The organism is Mesorhizobium sp. 43Arga (assembly GCF_053714255.1).
This window is the reverse complement of record NZ_JBSKBO010000003.1, coordinates 45,890-60,860: the sequence shown is the minus strand read 5'-3', so window position 1 is coordinate 60,860 and position 14,971 is coordinate 45,890. Positions and strand designations below refer to the sequence as shown.

General features: G+C 63.6%; 15 protein-coding genes. 8 read left to right on the top strand and 7 right to left on the bottom strand.

Annotated elements, in window-relative coordinates; genetic code table 11:
- Positions 1–58: 58 nt before the first annotated feature.
- Positions 59–2,635: a cell cycle histidine kinase CckA gene (gene cckA / locus ACWGS8_RS12915; protein WP_454581324.1), complete on the bottom strand. Its 2,577-nt coding sequence runs from the start codon at positions 2,633–2,635 to the stop codon at positions 59–61.
- 318 nt (positions 2,636–2,953) lie between these two features.
- On the opposite strand from cckA, the gene ACWGS8_RS12910 reads away from it, so the two are divergent.
- Positions 2,954–3,703 carry a hypothetical protein gene (locus tag ACWGS8_RS12910; RefSeq protein ID WP_454581323.1) on the top strand — a complete coding sequence of 250 codons (750 nt, stop codon included), beginning with the start codon at positions 2,954–2,956 and terminating at the stop codon, positions 3,701–3,703.
- Positions 3,704–3,862: 159 nt separating this feature from the next.
- On the opposite strand, the gene dksA is transcribed toward ACWGS8_RS12910, so the two are convergent.
- Positions 3,863–4,279: an RNA polymerase-binding protein DksA gene (gene dksA / locus ACWGS8_RS12905; RefSeq protein ID WP_006202025.1), complete on the bottom strand. Its 417-nt coding sequence runs from the start codon at positions 4,277–4,279 to the stop codon at positions 3,863–3,865.
- 277 nt (positions 4,280–4,556) lie between these two features.
- On the opposite strand from dksA, the gene ACWGS8_RS12900 reads away from it, so the two are divergent.
- The 4 genes from ACWGS8_RS12900 to ACWGS8_RS12885 all read left to right on the top strand — a co-directional run bounded on the left by ACWGS8_RS12900 (position 4,557) and on the right by ACWGS8_RS12885 (position 8,370).
- On the top strand, positions 4,557–5,060 hold the full coding sequence (locus tag ACWGS8_RS12900; RefSeq protein WP_454581322.1) for a SixA phosphatase family protein: 504 nt from the start codon (positions 4,557–4,559) through the stop codon (positions 5,058–5,060).
- 76 nt (positions 5,061–5,136) lie between these two features.
- Positions 5,137–6,612, top strand: coding sequence for a YcjX family protein (locus tag ACWGS8_RS12895; protein WP_454581321.1), 1,476 nt, complete (start codon positions 5,137–5,139; stop codon positions 6,610–6,612).
- Positions 6,609–7,694, top strand: coding sequence for a YcjF family protein (locus ACWGS8_RS12890; protein ID WP_454581320.1), 1,086 nt, complete (start codon positions 6,609–6,611; stop codon positions 7,692–7,694). Before ACWGS8_RS12895 ends, ACWGS8_RS12890 begins: the two co-directional genes overlap by 4 nt.
- Positions 7,695–7,818: 124 nt before the next feature.
- The gene (locus ACWGS8_RS12885) at positions 7,819–8,370 is read left to right on the top strand and encodes a hypothetical protein (protein WP_454581319.1); all 552 of its coding nucleotides are present in this window, start codon (positions 7,819–7,821) and stop codon (positions 8,368–8,370) included.
- Between the two features lie 90 nt (positions 8,371–8,460).
- On the opposite strand, the gene ACWGS8_RS12880 is transcribed toward ACWGS8_RS12885, so the two are convergent.
- The 3 genes from ACWGS8_RS12880 to ACWGS8_RS12870 all read right to left on the bottom strand — a co-directional run bounded on the left by ACWGS8_RS12880 (position 8,461) and on the right by ACWGS8_RS12870 (position 11,165).
- Positions 8,461–8,727 (bottom strand): hypothetical protein, encoded by a 267-nt coding sequence (locus ACWGS8_RS12880; protein ID WP_019858327.1) that lies wholly within the window; start codon positions 8,725–8,727, stop codon positions 8,461–8,463.
- A 180-nt stretch (positions 8,728–8,907) separates the two neighbouring features.
- Positions 8,908–10,116: an MFS transporter gene (locus ACWGS8_RS12875; RefSeq protein ID WP_454581318.1), complete on the bottom strand. Its 1,209-nt coding sequence runs from the start codon at positions 10,114–10,116 to the stop codon at positions 8,908–8,910.
- Positions 10,117–10,175: 59 nt separating this feature from the next.
- Positions 10,176–11,165: an AraC family transcriptional regulator gene (locus ACWGS8_RS12870; RefSeq protein WP_454581754.1), complete on the bottom strand. Its 990-nt coding sequence runs from the start codon at positions 11,163–11,165 to the stop codon at positions 10,176–10,178.
- 161 nt (positions 11,166–11,326) lie between these two features.
- Here ACWGS8_RS12870 and ACWGS8_RS12865 point away from each other — a divergent pair, with 161 nt between their 5' ends.
- From ACWGS8_RS12865 to ACWGS8_RS12855, 3 genes are all read left to right on the top strand, one after another.
- A complete protein-coding gene (locus ACWGS8_RS12865; RefSeq protein WP_454581317.1) occupies positions 11,327–13,162 on the top strand; it encodes a monovalent cation:proton antiporter-2 (CPA2) family protein in 1,836 nt (611 codons plus the stop codon).
- Positions 13,163–13,177: 15 nt separating this feature from the next.
- Positions 13,178–13,720: a DUF924 family protein gene (locus ACWGS8_RS12860; protein ID WP_454581316.1), complete on the top strand. Its 543-nt coding sequence runs from the start codon at positions 13,178–13,180 to the stop codon at positions 13,718–13,720.
- 90 nt (positions 13,721–13,810) lie between these two features.
- Positions 13,811–13,984, top strand: coding sequence for a hypothetical protein (locus ACWGS8_RS12855; protein WP_454581315.1), 174 nt, complete (start codon positions 13,811–13,813; stop codon positions 13,982–13,984).
- Positions 13,985–14,113: 129 nt separating this feature from the next.
- Here ACWGS8_RS12855 and folK read toward each other — a convergent pair whose 3' ends face one another.
- Both folK and folB read right to left on the bottom strand, forming a co-directional pair.
- Positions 14,114–14,626: a 2-amino-4-hydroxy-6-hydroxymethyldihydropteridine diphosphokinase gene (gene folK, locus ACWGS8_RS12850; protein ID WP_454581314.1), complete on the bottom strand. Its 513-nt coding sequence runs from the start codon at positions 14,624–14,626 to the stop codon at positions 14,114–14,116.
- The gene (gene folB / locus ACWGS8_RS12845; protein WP_010909658.1) at positions 14,610–14,969 is read right to left on the bottom strand and encodes a dihydroneopterin aldolase; all 360 of its coding nucleotides are present in this window, start codon (positions 14,967–14,969) and stop codon (positions 14,610–14,612) included. Before folB ends, folK begins: the two co-directional genes overlap by 17 nt.
- Positions 14,970–14,971 lie beyond the last annotated feature (2 nt).

Here is a 14,971-nt window from a genome sequence, read left to right as displayed (position 1 = left end):
GCTTGCAATCATGGCGTTGTCGGGGCGCTGCGCAAGTAAACCATCGGAGAAAGCTAAATTAGGACTCCAGCATGTCCTTGACGATCGTCGCCAGTTGCTTGAGCGAGAACGGCTTCGGCAGGAAGCCGAAATGCGCGTCGGCCGGCAAGTTCCTCGCGAATGCGTCCTCGGCATAGCCGGACACGAACACGAACTTGATATCCGGCTGGCGCTTGCGCAACTCGCCAAGCAGGGTCGGTCCGTCCATTTCCGGCATCACCACGTCCGAAACGACGATGTCGACCTTGCCGCCCAGGGCTTCGAACACTTCCAGCGCCTCGACGCCGGAGGATGCCTCATGCACCGTATAGCCGCGCGAGGTCAGCGCCCGCATGCCGCCCATGCGCACGGCATCCTCGTCCTCGACCAGCAGCACCGTGGCAGACCCCGACAGGTCCTTGGTGCTGTCGACCGGCTTGACCGGCGCGGCGCTCGGCGCGTCACCGGGTTCAGCCGCCTTCTTCGCTTCCGCGATATGACGCGGCAGGAAGATGCGGAAGGTCGAACCCTTGCCGACTTCGGAATCGCAGAAAATGAAGCCGCCGGTCTGCTTGATGATGCCGTAGACCATGGACAGGCCGAGGCCCGTGCCCTTGCCGACCTCCTTGGTGGTGAAGAACGGCTCGAAGATCTTCTTCAGCACATCCGGCGCGATGCCGCTGCCGGTGTCCTCCACTTCGACCACGACATAGTCGGCCGCGGCGAGTTCGCGATAGGAGAAGGTCTTGCACTCCTCGGCGGTGACGTTGCGGGTGCGCACGGTGAGATCGCCGCCGGCGGGCATGGCGTCGCGCGCATTGACGGCCAGATTGACCACCACCTGCTCGAACTGGCCGATATCGACCTTGACCGGCCACAGGTCACGGCCATGGTCGATCTTCAGCTTGATGTCGTTGCCGACCAGGCGGGCAAGCAGCATCCTGAGATCGGCGAGCACGTCGGTGAGGTTCAGCACTTCCGGTCGCAGCGTCTGCTTGCGTGAGAAGGCCAGCAACTGCCTGACCAGCGAAGCCGCCCGATTGGCGTTCTGCTTGATGTTCATGATGTCGGGGAAGGACGGGTCCGACGGCCGGTGATTGGTCAAAAGCAGGTCCGACGCCATGATGATGGCGGTCAGAACATTGTTGAAGTCGTGGGCGATGCCGCCCGCGAGTTGCCCGACCGCCTGCATTTTCTGGCTTTGCGCCATCTGCCCTTCGAGGGCCTTCTGCTCGGTCGTCTCGACGGCGTAGACGATGGCCGATTCCTCGGCGCCCTCGCCGCCGGTGCCGTCGGCGACGGCATTGACGTAGAAACGGATGTGCCGCTCCTCGTTGCCGGGCAGCACGGTGTCGATCGGCTCGATGTCGGCCTGCCGCTGCCGGGCCTTCTCGAATGCCGCGGCAAAGGCCGGACGCTCGCGCTCGTGGATTACCGTGTCGAGCCGCACGCGGCGGTCCACGGCGTCCCGGTCGACGACCGAGGAAAACAGCGACAGGAACGGTGCGTTGGTGCGCAGGATGCGTCCGCTGGCATCGACGCCCGCTATCGCCATCGGCGTCGAATTGAAGAAGCGGGTGAAGCGCACTTCCGAGGCGCGCAGATCGGCCGAGGCGTCCTCGCCTTGCGTGCGGTTGAGCACGATCGTGCGCGTCGGACCGCCGATACCTTCGCGGCTGGCAGAAACGCGATGCATGAAGCGCACCGGCAGCGCCTCGCCCGTCATCGTCGTCAAATCGAGATCGATGACCGCGTTGCGCGTCGTGCCGGGGTCGGCCTTGACGGAGCGCACCAGAGCCATGCCGTCGCCGGCAACGATATCCGGCAAGGTCACGGCGCCGGGCGTGAAACTGGCAAGATCGATGCCCAGCCATTCCGCGAGCGTGGCGTTGATGTAGGTGACGCGACCGTCCTGGTCGGCGGAAAAGAAGCCGGCCGGGGCGTGGTCGAGGTGATCGATGGCCTTCTGCAAATCGAGGAAGAAACGTTCCTGCTCGGCCCGCTCCTGCGAAATGTCGGCGAGTTGCCACGCCAGCATCGGCAAGCGCTGGCCAGGAACGTTGAAGGTGCGGGCGCGCGCCCTGTACCAGCGGGCGCCCGGTTCGGCGCCGGGCCGGATCGACTGCGCCAGCCGGAACTCGCCGTCGCCCGCCTGCCCGTCACGCAGGCCGGAGGCCAGCCGGTAAATCGTCACCGAGGCCTCGGGAACATCCGAAAGCAGCCCTTCGACCGTTTTGAGGTCGGCGGCCGAAGACGCTCCGGTCATGTCGGCATAGGCACGGTTGGCGTAGACGACGCGGCCCTTGGTGTCGGTCACGAGCAGGCCCTGCGCCATCGAATCGACGAAGGCCTTGGACAGTTCATCGCCGGTCGAGCGCGGTGTGACCTGCACGAAGCCGATCGCGGTCGCGAACAGGAAGCCGACGCCGATCATTGCCAGCACGCCAAGCATGCCGAGCAGGAAGGGATCCCCGAGGCGCTCGCGGAACAGGCCGAAGACGATCGCGGCCCCCGTCAGAACGACGATGAAGATAATGAGCCGGGTGACCGCGCCCGGTCGCGTGTTCTGGTCGACGATCGGTACCGGATAGAAATCGCCGCGCGCTTCCTTGGCCATATGCCCCCTGCTCGTGAAGTCCGATGTTCCGACGCCCGCCCCTAATGTATGTCGCCCAAAAGTGACTTCGGTTTTGGGAAAACGACACGCATGAAAACAAGGACCTGAAGCGCGTCGCATGAATCCGCTTCAGCGCGACCCGCTTTAGCCGGTTGAATCACATTCTCCCAGTCCGGAAAAGGCCTGGGCGGCAAATGTCAGATAAAAATGATCCCGCCCGTGTTTCAAGCTGTTCACGATGCGTGAAAGGCAACTTGCGGTGGCCCGCCGCAACGGTCTAGTGTCGCGTCACTTGCCAAAACCGATCAGGGGAAACCAATGCAGTGGCTGGATAGCGTGGCGGGTCCTGGTTATGCGGCGGCACTCTTGTGGACCTTCGCGGCCCTGATCCTGCTGGTCATCGTGCTCGTCATCATCAGGCTCGTGCGCAACCTGACTTTCGGCACGTTTGTCGCCGGTGGCCGGAACCGCAAGACGCGGCTGGCCGTCATGGACGCCACCGCCGTCGACAGCCATCGCCGGCTGGTGCTGGTGCGCCGCGACGACATCGAACATCTGCTGCTGATCGGCGGCCCGACCGACGTCGTTGTCGAACGCGACATACGCCTTGCCGCGCCGCGCCGTCCGGCGCTGACGGGAGATGGCGGCCTGCAGCCTGTCCCGGCCACCGCGGCCCCGGCGGCAAAACCGCGGCCGCCTCAGCCAGCCCCCGCACCGGCACGACCTGCGCCGCAGCCGGTGACCGCCGTGCCGCCGCCTGCCCGCCCGCGCCCGGCAGCGCCACCACCGGCCCCGGCCCCCGCACCGAAACCGGTGGCGCAACCCTATCAATCGACCAACGTCACGCCGCTGCCTGCCTATGGCTCCGCCAACGCCAATGCCGCCAGGCACGCGCCACCGCCACCGCAGAACAGTATCGACGACGCGCTGATGAAGGACCTGGAGGTCTCGCTCGACCAGCCGCGCTCCGTCGGCCCGGTTGGTAAACCGGCCACCAAGGCGCCGCAATCGCTCGACGATGAAATGACCCGGCTCTTGGGCGAACTTTCTTCAAGCCAGAAGAGATGATTGGCGCCTGAAGCGCCGGCCGGCCAGCGATCTGGCCCGGATTGCTTGCGCTTGCTGCAACGAATTTGCCATGCAACCAACAAAAATGGCCGGAAACCCGGCCATTTTTGACAACAGCTTCACTGCAACTGCCTTGAGATGCAGCCCGGAAGCAATGCATCAGTCGTCGCGATAGACTTTTTCGCGGCGCTCATGCCGTTCCTGCGCTTCGATCGACAAGGTGGCTATCGGACGGGCGTCGAGTCGTTTCAGCGCGATCGGCTCGCCGGTTTCCTCGCAATAGCCGTATGTGCCTTCATCGATGCGCTGCAGCGCCGAATCGATCTTTGAAATGAGTTTGCGCTGACGGTCCCGGGCCCTGAGCTCGATGGCGCGGTCGGTTTCCGAAGAGGCGCGGTCGGCGAGATCGGGGTGGTTGGCGTTTTCCTGCTGCAGGATTTCGAGAGTTTCGCGCGCTTCGCGCAATATGTCATTTTTCCAGGTGACGAGCTTTAGGCGGAAGTAGGATTTTTGCCGTTCGTTCATAAACGGCTCGTCTTCGGAGGGTACGTAATCGGCGGTAACGATGTCGTTCATGCGACTCACCCAAACTGCCCCAAATTTGGCGCTTATATATTCGCCGCCCGACGCCTGCACAAGCGCAATCGGCCACCGACTCACGCAATTGTTAAAGTGCCCTTGCGGCACCTGTTGCAGCGAGATGTCGCTGATTCGATGGAGAAAGTGCCGCAAGCCGTTGCCACTTCGTGCGGTGCGTGATTCTTTGCGCGCAAGAACACGGGGCCATTGTGCGCGACGCCCTTCTTGTGGCTAATCCTGTTGCGGCTTCGGCTTCGGCATTATCGGAGGTTGGGTGAGCAGGCTCTATCTGTTGCGGCACGCCAAGGCCGGTTGGGCGCTGCCCGGCATGCGCGATTTCGATCGACCGCTCGACGCATCCGGCCGCGCCGATGCCGAAATCATCGGATCTGCCATGCGCTCGCGTGGCTATGTACCCGACCTGACGCTCTGCTCCAACGCCCGGCGCGCCAAGGAAACACTCGAAGGGCTGGCCGGCCAGACCGACACCGGCAAGGTGTTGTTTTTCGACACGCTCTACAGCGAAGACGCTGCCGGCTATCTCCACCTCATCCGGGAACATGGCGGGCCGGGTTCACTGCTGGTCATCGGCCACAATCCAATGACGGAGGATCTCGCCATGGCCGTCTCAGGCGATGGCGACGAGACGGCGCGTGCCATGCTCAACCACGGGTTCCCGACTTCGGGCCTGGCGGTCGTGCGCTTCCTGGACAATCTGGCGAAAGCAGGCCAGGACACGGGCTATCTCGAAGCGTTTCTCACACCTGCCGACCTCTAGGGCAGTTCGCCGGCGGCATTTCAAAGCCGGGTTCCAACGCCTATATCGGACGGACCCAAGCCCGAGAGATCACATTTTGGCATCATCGCTGACCACCTTCACCGACGAGGCAAGAATTGCCCTCGATACGCTGTCGGGACGCGCCACCGGGCTTTTTTCTCCGTCATTGCGGCTCGGTGTTACGGGCCTTTCGCGCGCCGGCAAGACAGTGTTCATCTCCGCGCTGGTCCACAATCTGATCCATGGCGGACGCCTGCCGCTGTTCGAGGCGCAGAAATCCGGGCGCATCGCCCGCGCCTTCCTGGAAGAGCAGCCTGACGACGCCGTGCCGCGCTTCCAGTACGAGGATCATATCGCCGCATCGGTCAACGACCGTGCCTGGCCCGATTCCACGCGCGCCATTTCGGAACTGCGGCTGACCATCGAATATGAATCGGCCTCCGGCTGGAGCCGCATGTTCTCTTCAGGCAAACTGTCGGTCGACATCGTCGATTATCCCGGCGAATGGCTGCTCGACCTGCCGCTGCTCGGCAAATCCTTCGCCGATTTTTCAGGCGAGGCCATGGAGATGGCCACTTTGCCGGTGCGCGAGGACCTGTCACGAGCCTGGCGGGCGATCTCGGCGGAAATCGACCCGAATGCCGAAGCCGACGAGATGACGGCGCGCCGCCTCGCCGAAAGCTTCGCCGCCTACCTCAAGGCCTGCAAGCTCGACGAGCGCGCGCTTTCGACCTTGCCGCCCGGCCGTTTCCTGATGCCTGGGGATCTGGAAGGCTCGCCGGCGCTGACCTTCGCGCCGCTGGCCGGCCTCGACAGGCGTCCGCGCCCGGGATCGCTACACGCCATGATGGAAAGGCGCTACGAGGCCTACAAGACGTACGTCGTTAAACCGTTCTTCCGCGAACACATCACGCGTCTCGATCGCCAGATCGTCCTGATCGACGCCATGCAGGCGCTGAACGCCGGCCCCGGCGCCATGGCAGATCTCGAGCGCGCGGTGACCGAGATCCTGAGCTGTTTCCGCCCCGGCCGGGGCAGCTTCCTCACCGACCTGTTTTCGCGGCGCATCGATCGCATCCTGGTCGCCGCGACCAAGGCCGATCACCTGCACCACGAAAGCCATGACCGGTTGCAGGCGATCGTGCGGCGGCTGGCCGACCGCGCCGTGGCGCGGGCGAACTTTACCGGCGCCGACGTCGACGTGGTCGCCATGGCGGCGGTGCGTGCGACCCGCGAAGGCACGGTCAAGCAAGGCCGCGAGACGTTGCCCGTCATCATCGGCATGCCGATGGCCGGCGAGAAGATCAACGGCGAAACGTTCGACGGAAAGACCGAAACCGCCATATTTCCCGGTGACTTACCGGAGAAAATTGATGCGGTGTTCGACGTCTCCGGGCCCGACCACAGGCAGGATTCAACGGACCCGGCAATCCGCTTCGTCCGTTTCCGCCCGCCAAAACTCGAACGCACGGCCGAAGGCGTCACGCTGTCTTTGCCGCATATCAGGCTCGACCGTGCCTTGCAGTTCCTGATCGGAGATCATCTGGCATGACCGCGCCCCGCAAACCGGCGGCCTTCCGCATTGAGCCGGAAGCCGCGCCAACGCAAGACACGCCAAAGGCGCGCCAGGCCGAGCTCCCGCGCAAACCCCGCGGGCTGAAGACCGATGTCGCTCTGGTCATACCGGCGGAAGTCGACGTCTTCGACGAACCCGACATCGTGGCCGCCGAACCGCCGCCGGCGGTCGCCCCGAGGAAACGCTCGTTGTTCGGCAGCATCTTCTTCGGCGCCGTAGGTGTCCTGGTTTCGCTGGCAGTCGGCCTGTGGACCGACCAGCTGATCCGCGATCTCTTCGCCCGCGCCGAATGGCTGGGCTGGCTGGCCGCAGGCATGGCAGCGATCGCCGTGTTGGCGCTTGTGGTGATCCTGATTCGCGAATTCCTGGCGATCGCCCGCCTTGCCGAAGTCGAAAAACTGCAAAAACGCGCGCTCGACGCCATCGCCCGCGACGACCCCAGGGCGGCACGATCGGTGGTCGACGAGCTTTCGGCTTTCGTCGCCGCCAAGCCCGAGACCGCGGCCGGCCGGCGCGCCTTGGCCGAACTGCGCGGCGAAATCATTGACGGCGGCAATCTGGTGCGCCTGGCTGAAGCGGAAATCCTCGGGCCTCTCGACGCCAGGGCCAAGGTGATGATTCTCGAAGCCGCCAAACGCGTCTCGCTGGTGACGGCGGTCAGCCCACGCGCGCTCGTCGACGTCGCCTATGTCGTGTTCGAGGCCGGACGCCTCATTCGCCGGCTGTCGGAACTCTATGGCGGACGCCCGGGAACGCTGGGGTTCTTCCGCCTGGCGCGCAGTGTGCTGGCGCATCTGGCAGTCACCGGCTCGATTGCTGTCGGCGACAGTTTCGTCCAGCAGATCGTCGGCCACGGCCTGGCGGCACGCCTGTCGGCCAAGCTTGGCGAAGGCGTCGTCAATGGCATGATGACGGCGCGCATCGGCATCGCGGCGATGGAAACCGCGCGTCCCCTGCCCTTCACCGCCGCCAGGCGCCCAGGACTCGGCGATTTCCTCTCGGCATTGACATCGTTTGCCGCCAAGAAGGACACCGAAACCACAGGGTCCGGCAAATAGCGCCCTGTTCGTCCGGACGATGAGCGGATTGCCGTTTCGAGGCCCCGCAGTGACGAAGCATTAACCAATCTTCTTCATGGTCGAACCGGGTTCCAAACAGCCTCTTTGTTGCCGGGTGTCGTCGATGAAAAGCGTAATTCTGTCCAGTGTCGTGCCCCTGGCCGTCGCGATCACAGCAGTCGTCGGTCTCGCCTCGCAGGCTTCCGCTGCCGAGCCGGACAAGCAGTTCTTCCACTCGGCCGAAGGCAAATGGGTCGGCCCGGGCGAGATCGTCGCCGGCAAGTACAAGGGCACGAAATTCAACTGCAGCTTCACCGGCTCGACACCGGACGGCACGATGGGCATGACGCTGGATGGCGGCTGCCGGGTCGGCATGTTCACCCAGCCGATGTCGGCCAAGATCGAGCGCAAGGGCCGTGACTACAAGGGGTCCTTCATGGGTGGCTCGGCCGGTGCGGGCCTCGATATCATCGGCGGCAACGTCGTCGATGCCCGCAAGGTGGTCTTCACCATCAACCGCAATCAGTTGCGCGGCGTCATGCAGGCCCGCATTCCCGACGACAATTCGATGACCGTGACGGTTGCCGTGCGGGTCCAGGACCAGCTGGTGCCGGTGATCGGCATGAGCCTGAAGCGCGTCGACGCGGTCGAAGTCGGCTCCATCGCGCCGAACTGAGCGCTTATCGCGCCACACCCCAAACACATCCCGAAAAGCAATGAGGCGGCAGCCCATCGCCACCGCCTCCTTGAACCAGTCTAGAGGCGCTTAGCCCTTGATGGCGGCCGTCACCTCGTCATACGCCTTGCAGGCGTCGGCGAGTGTCGTGGTGCCCTGGTACTTGGTCGTCACCGCCTGGACCTTGGCGGTCAGGTCAGCCGCCTTGGACGGATCCTTGGTGATCGCTTCCTGCAGCGCGGCGGCCATGTCCTGCGCCTTCTTGGTCGCGATCTCGGCCGTGCATTCCGGCGCCTTCGAGCAGGCCGATCCGGCAAGCACCGCCAGGCCGACGGCAACAAGCAAAAACTTCTTCATGTCAGTCATCTCCTCAAAAGGGCGCGACTTGATCGTCGCTCACCCTCCAATGGCCGAAGCCGAGCGTCCTTAGCCTTCGATTGTGGCAACAAGCAACGCGCGCATTGCGTAAACTTGTGTAACGCGCCTGCAATATTGTCCGGGCCGGATTCGGGCTACTGTATATCAGAGGCGACAAAGTTAGTTGCGCGGCTGTAGCAGCGCCAAGACGGCTGTCGATGCGGCAAGGATAGCAGTCACGGTCAAAGGCGCTGTAGGGCCATAGGTGTCCACAGCATAGCCGCCGACAACCGCGCCGATGGTGATGGCGACCTGAAAAGAGGCGACCATCAGGCTGCCCGCCGCTTCCAGCGCATCAGGCGCTGCGCGAGACAAATTTGTCGGCAGCACCACCGGCGCCATGCCGAAGGCGAAGCCCCACAGCGTAACGAAGCCAAAGGCAACGCCAATGTGCACGCCCCAAAGCACCAATGCCAGCGCCGCAAACGCCATCAATGCGGCGGTAACCACGAGAGCGACGTGGATATTGGCGTCGGCTATGCGGCCGCCGGCAATATTGCCGATCACTGCCGCGATGCCAAATCCGAGCAATGCCAGTGCAATTGGCCCGGTTGCAAGGAGCGTCACATGTTCGAGAAAGGGACGCACATAGACCGAGCCGGCAAAATGCCCGGTCATCAGCAAAAGGATAGCAAGCATACCAAGTTGAATGCCACGCCGCCTTGTCAGCCGAAGGACGTCGGCAAGACTATTGCTTGCCGTTGCAGGCAAAGACGGCAGGCTAAGCAACTGCAGCAGCATGGCAAGCAAGGCCAACCCCGCTGTCATGGCCATGGCGCTGCGCCAACCCAGCCAGTCGCTGATCAACGCGCCCATCGACGGTGCGGCAATGGTGGCGAGCGAGACGCCGAGGGTGACGATGGCCATGCCCCGCCCCGTCGCATTGGCGCCAACCAGCCTCGCCACGACGGCAACCGAAAGTGCCCAGAAGGCGCTGAGAGCGATTCCCAGTCCGGCCCGGCCCAGCAACAACAACCAGAAATCGGTCGCAAGCGCCGCAAGAATGTTGGAAGCGACCGCCAGGGCCATGAGGCCGACCAGCACCGTCTTGCGGTTCAATCGGCCGATGAGAACATTGCTCAGCATGGCCGTCACGGCGCCGACAGAAGCGGTGGCGGTGACGACCTGCCCGGCCGTTCCTTCACTGATGCCGAGATCGCGCGCCAGTGGCGTCAACAGACCTGCCGGCAGAAATTCGGCTGACACCAGAGCAAAGCTGGTGGCGGCCAATGAAACGACCGCGAACCAGGTGGTTGCGCTCCAAGTGGCTGGCGCGGCGGCATCAAGGTCTATCGCCGCGTCTTCAAGCTGTAATGTTGTGTCTGTCACGGAAAGATCTCCAAAGTTTGGAGACCTTCATAGACGAGTCTTTTCGGATGATATGTATCTCAAAATCCGAAATTCATGTCTATTCGTCCGGGAATTGTGCGACGCACAACGCCCGGCGAGACATTGGTGATGCGCTTGAACGCGCGAGCGAAGGATGCCTCGGAATCATAGCCCAAACGGACAGCAACCTCGGCCACCGACAAGCCGTTTTGCCCCAACAACTCGCGGGCAAGCTGCATGCGCAGACGGGCGAGATAGCGTGCAGCACCCTCTCCCAATACAGCGCTGAAGCGCTCCGCGAAAATCGAGCGCGATTGTCCTGCCAGCCCCGCGAGGCTTTCCAGGGTCCAGTTATGGCCGGGGTCTCTGTGCATGGCTGCGAGAGCGCGGCCAATATGGGGGTCGCGGATGGCAGCGAGCCAACCGGTGGTCGAAGCTCCCGTGCAATTGACCCAGCAGCGAATGAGCCGGGCTGTCAGCAAGTCCGCCATACGCGACAAGATGGTGGCGCTGCCCATCTGCGGTTGCGCGGCCTCCGCGGTCATAGCCGCCAGCAAAGGACCGACGACCGGATCATTGCCGGCCACATCGCACCCCTTGATGATAGGCGGCATCAACGCGATCAATGGGTTAAGCGCACAGGTGCCCAAGGCCATGGAGCCGCAGAAAAGGGTGCTTGTCGCACCCGTGCCTTCCCGTACCACTTCGCAGACGTTGCTCCCCAGCCTGGTCACCTGGCAATCCTCGATCGAGCCGCCTGCAACGTCCGGCGCGCTGGCCAGCCGATGTGCGATGCCTCGCGGCAACAGCACCAGATCGCCGTCGCGCAACTCCTGCCAGCCTTGCGCTTCGGTATGGATCCAGCATGGACCCTGACCTACAAAGTGAAACCGAAGGAGCGGTTGTTCCGGAAAAGCGATGCTCCATGGATGTCGGAGTTCGCAGCGGCCATAGTTGACGCCACTCAAGCGAAAGTCTTGTAGGACTTCGCTGAGCGCATCCATCGGAATGCGTGGCGCAGGGGACGGCCAGGACGAATGGTCAGTCATCCAACCGATATATATACCAATCGTCCGACAGGCAAGCAGGGACCATTGTTCCACCAGCGAACCGCTTCAACGCCACCCTACCCCGTCCTGGCAGGCCCCCCGCCCTTGCCTCCCGCTCCAACTGCATGCAAGGAGTGCTGTCGGACATAGGGACAAGAGGCATGGCAGCGGAAGCATCAGGCAGCGATCTCATTCAGGTGGTGGCGCTGCTTGCCGCTGGCGTCGTCGCCGTTCCGATCTTCAAGCGCATGGGCCTCGGCTCGATCCTGGGCTATCTGGCGGCCGGCGTGGTGATCGGCCCTTTTGGTCTTCGCATCTTTTCCGAATCGGGTGCCATCCTCCACGTCGCCGAGCTTGGCGTCGTCATGTTCCTGTTCATCATCGGGCTGGAAATGCAGCCGTCGCGGCTTTGGGGCCTGCGGCGGGAAATCTTCGGGCTCGGCGCGCTGCAGGTCGGGGTCTGCGCGGTCCTGCTGACTGGCGTGGGAATGGCCGGCGGTTTTCCGGTCTCGCAATCCTTCGTCGCCGGCGCCGGTTTCGTGCTGACCTCGACGGCCATCGTCATGCAGCTTCTCGAGGAGCGCGGCGAAATCGCCTCGCCGAAAGGCCAGCGCATCGTCTCCATCCTGCTGCTGGAAGATCTGGCCATCGTACCGCTGCTGGCCCTGATCGCGTTCCTGGCGCCGGGCGGCGCCGACACCAGCCTGTCGGAAAGGCTGACCGAGGTCGGCATCGGCCTTGCCGCGATCGTCGGGCTGGTGCTGGCAGGACGCTATCTGCTCAACCCGTTCTTCCGCATCCTGGCGGATGCCCGCGCCCGCGAGGTGATGACGGCCGCGGCATTGCTGGTCGTGCTTGGATCGGCGCTCGCAATGCAGCTCAGCGGCCTGTCGATGGCGATGGGCGCGTTCCTGGCCGGCGTGCTTCTGTCCGAATCGACCTTCCGCCATCAGTTGGAAGCCGACATCGAGCCGTTCCGCGGCATCCTGCTCGGCCTGTTTTTCCTGGCGGTCGGCATGTCGCTCGACCTGCACGTGGTGGCAGCGAACTGGAGGCTGATCGCCGTCTATGTCGTCGCCTACATGGTCATGAAGGCTCTTGGCATCTACATCGTCGCCCGCATCCTCAAGACCGGCCATCGCGAAGCGCTGGAACGCGCCGTCTTCATGGCGCAGGGCGGCGAATTCGCCTTCGTCCTCTACTCCGCGGCCGCCGCCGTCGGCATCATCGACAACCAGGCCAACGCGACGCTGACGGCGATCGTCATCATTTCCATGGTGCTGACGCCACTGGCGATCATCGCCTTGCGCTATGTCACACCGCGCGACGAGCAGTCGCTGGACGGGATCGATGTCGCCGACGGCCTGACCGGCAGTGTGCTGATCATCGGTTTCGGCCGCTTCGGCCAGATCGCCAGCCAGCCGCTGCTGCTGCGCGGCATTGAGGTGTCGATCATCGACAATGATGTCGAGATGATCCAGGCGGCGGCCGATTTCGGCTTCAAGGTCTATTATGGCGACGGCACCCGGCTGGATATCCTGCACGCGGCCGGCGCCGGCCGGGCGCGCGCCGTGCTGATCTGTGTCGACAAGGCCGATGCGGCCGTTCGCATTGCCCAGTTGATCAAGGCGGAATTTCCGCTGCTCACCGTTCTGGCCCGGGCTTTCGACCGCGGCACGGCGCTGCAGCTCATTCGCGCCGGCGTCGACTATCAGCTGCGCGAAACCTTCGAATCGGCACTGGTTTTCGGCGGCTCGGCGCTGGAATCGCTCGGCGTTGATCCCGAAGACGTGGCCGAGACGATCGAGGACGTCAGGCGCCGCGACACCGAACGTTTCGAAACCCAGCTCGCCGAAGGCATCCGCGCCGGCCAGCGCTTCCTCCGGGGCAACATCGGCACGCCGATACCGACACCGCTCTCCACGCCGCGCCGCCCTGGTCAGGCCCTCAACGAGGAGACGGCCGGTGTTCTGCACAAATCCGAAACAGCCGATTGAACCAAGGAATTACGCATGGAATTGGACAGCGCCCTGTCGGTCACCAAATTCTGGCGCGACGCCGGCGAGGATGCCTGGTTCGAGAAGAACGACGCTTTCGATGGCGATTTTCGCGACCGCTTTCTCGACCTGCACTATGCCGCCGCGCGGCGTGAATGCGACGCCTGGTCAAACCATGCCGAAGGGTCACTGGCGCTGATGATCCTGCTCGACCAGTTTCCGCGCAATTGCTTCCGCGGCACCGGCCATATGTACGCCACCGATCCGCTGGCGAAGCATTTCGCTGAAAAGGCGGTCGCTGCCGGGCATGACCTGGCGCTGGAACCGGAAGTCCGCGTGTTCCTGTATTTGCCGTTCGAACATGCGGAAAACCTGGCCGACCAGGACATTTCGGTCGAACTGCATTCCGCAAGGGCCGAGTTCAACCTGAAATACGCGCTGGAGCATCGCGACATCATCCAGCGCTTCGGCCGGTTTCCGCATCGCAACAGGATGCTTGGCCGCGAGACGACACCGCAGGAGCAGGCGTTTCTCGACGAAGGCGGATTTTCCGGCTGATTGATAACCATCGGGTTTTGGCGCGCCACCTGGCCACGCTGAAGCGTTCAAACCATTGCTGGCCGAACCTCATTCGCGGATATTGACGAGATGGTCGAGTTGGCTGGAAGGAACTATGAAGCCACGATTGGCAGTGATGTCCAACGTGATGGCATGTATCTGGAACTTGTCGACCAGTACAAGCAGATAGTGGGCGAGATTTTCTTCTCAGATGTCGATGGCGAGATGACGATCACTTTGCATCAGCCTGGAAGTGCCCATTGAAGTAGTCGAATGGATGATTGCTCGCGCCGAGGTTCGCCTCCCACCACCTGATCCTACACCAGGCTGACTGGAGATCGGCTTCCAGCCATTTTGGCCATCTGCTGCGGCCAAACAACGGAGTTTTGCCCCCTAAACCAGCCACCAATCCCGCCCGGACGGCAACTGCTCGATTCCGGCGGCGTCGACGGCGCTGAGCCGTTCCGACACGCTTCGCCCGCCGACGGCAAGATCAGGCGCGATCTCGGCCAGCGGCGCCAGCACGAAAGCGCGCTCTAGCATGCGCGGATGCGGCACTTCCAGCCCGGTTTCATGGATGACGCGGTCACCGAACACCAGAATGTCGATGTCGATCAGGCGCGGCCCCCAGCGCTCCTCGCGCACCCGCTTCAGCTTCCGCTCGGCATCGAGGCAGAGGTCAAGCAGCGCCCGCGGCGCGAGCCGGGTCGACAGTTCCGCGGCGGCGTTGAGGAAATCCGGCTGGTCGAGCTTGCCCCAGGGCGGCGTGCGGTAGAGCGAGGAGACGGCGGCGACGCGCGTGTCCGCATCGGCGTCGAGAATGCGCAGCGCCGCCGCCATCGAGGCCGCCGGATCGCCCAGATTGCCGCCGAGGCTGAGGTAGACGGTGTTACTCGGGCCAGACAACGGTCACCTCGACATAATCGAGCACGCCGGGCACCGGTGCGTTCGGCTTGCGCACGGTGATTTCGGCCCTCCTGATCTGCGGAAACCGCTCCGTCAGCGCCTTTGCCACTTCCATGGCCAGGGCCTCGATCAGGAAGCGCCGCTCGCCGGTGATGATCTTTTCGATCACCGTGAAGGCGATGCCGTAGTTGACGGTTTCCTCGATGGCGTCGTCGACAAGCGCGCGCCCGGGTTCGACCGACAGCACAGCGTCGACATAGAAACGCTGGCCGAGCGCCTCCTCCTCGTCGAGCACGCCATGCCGGGCAAAGAAGGCGCAGTTCTTCAGACGGATGACATACATAG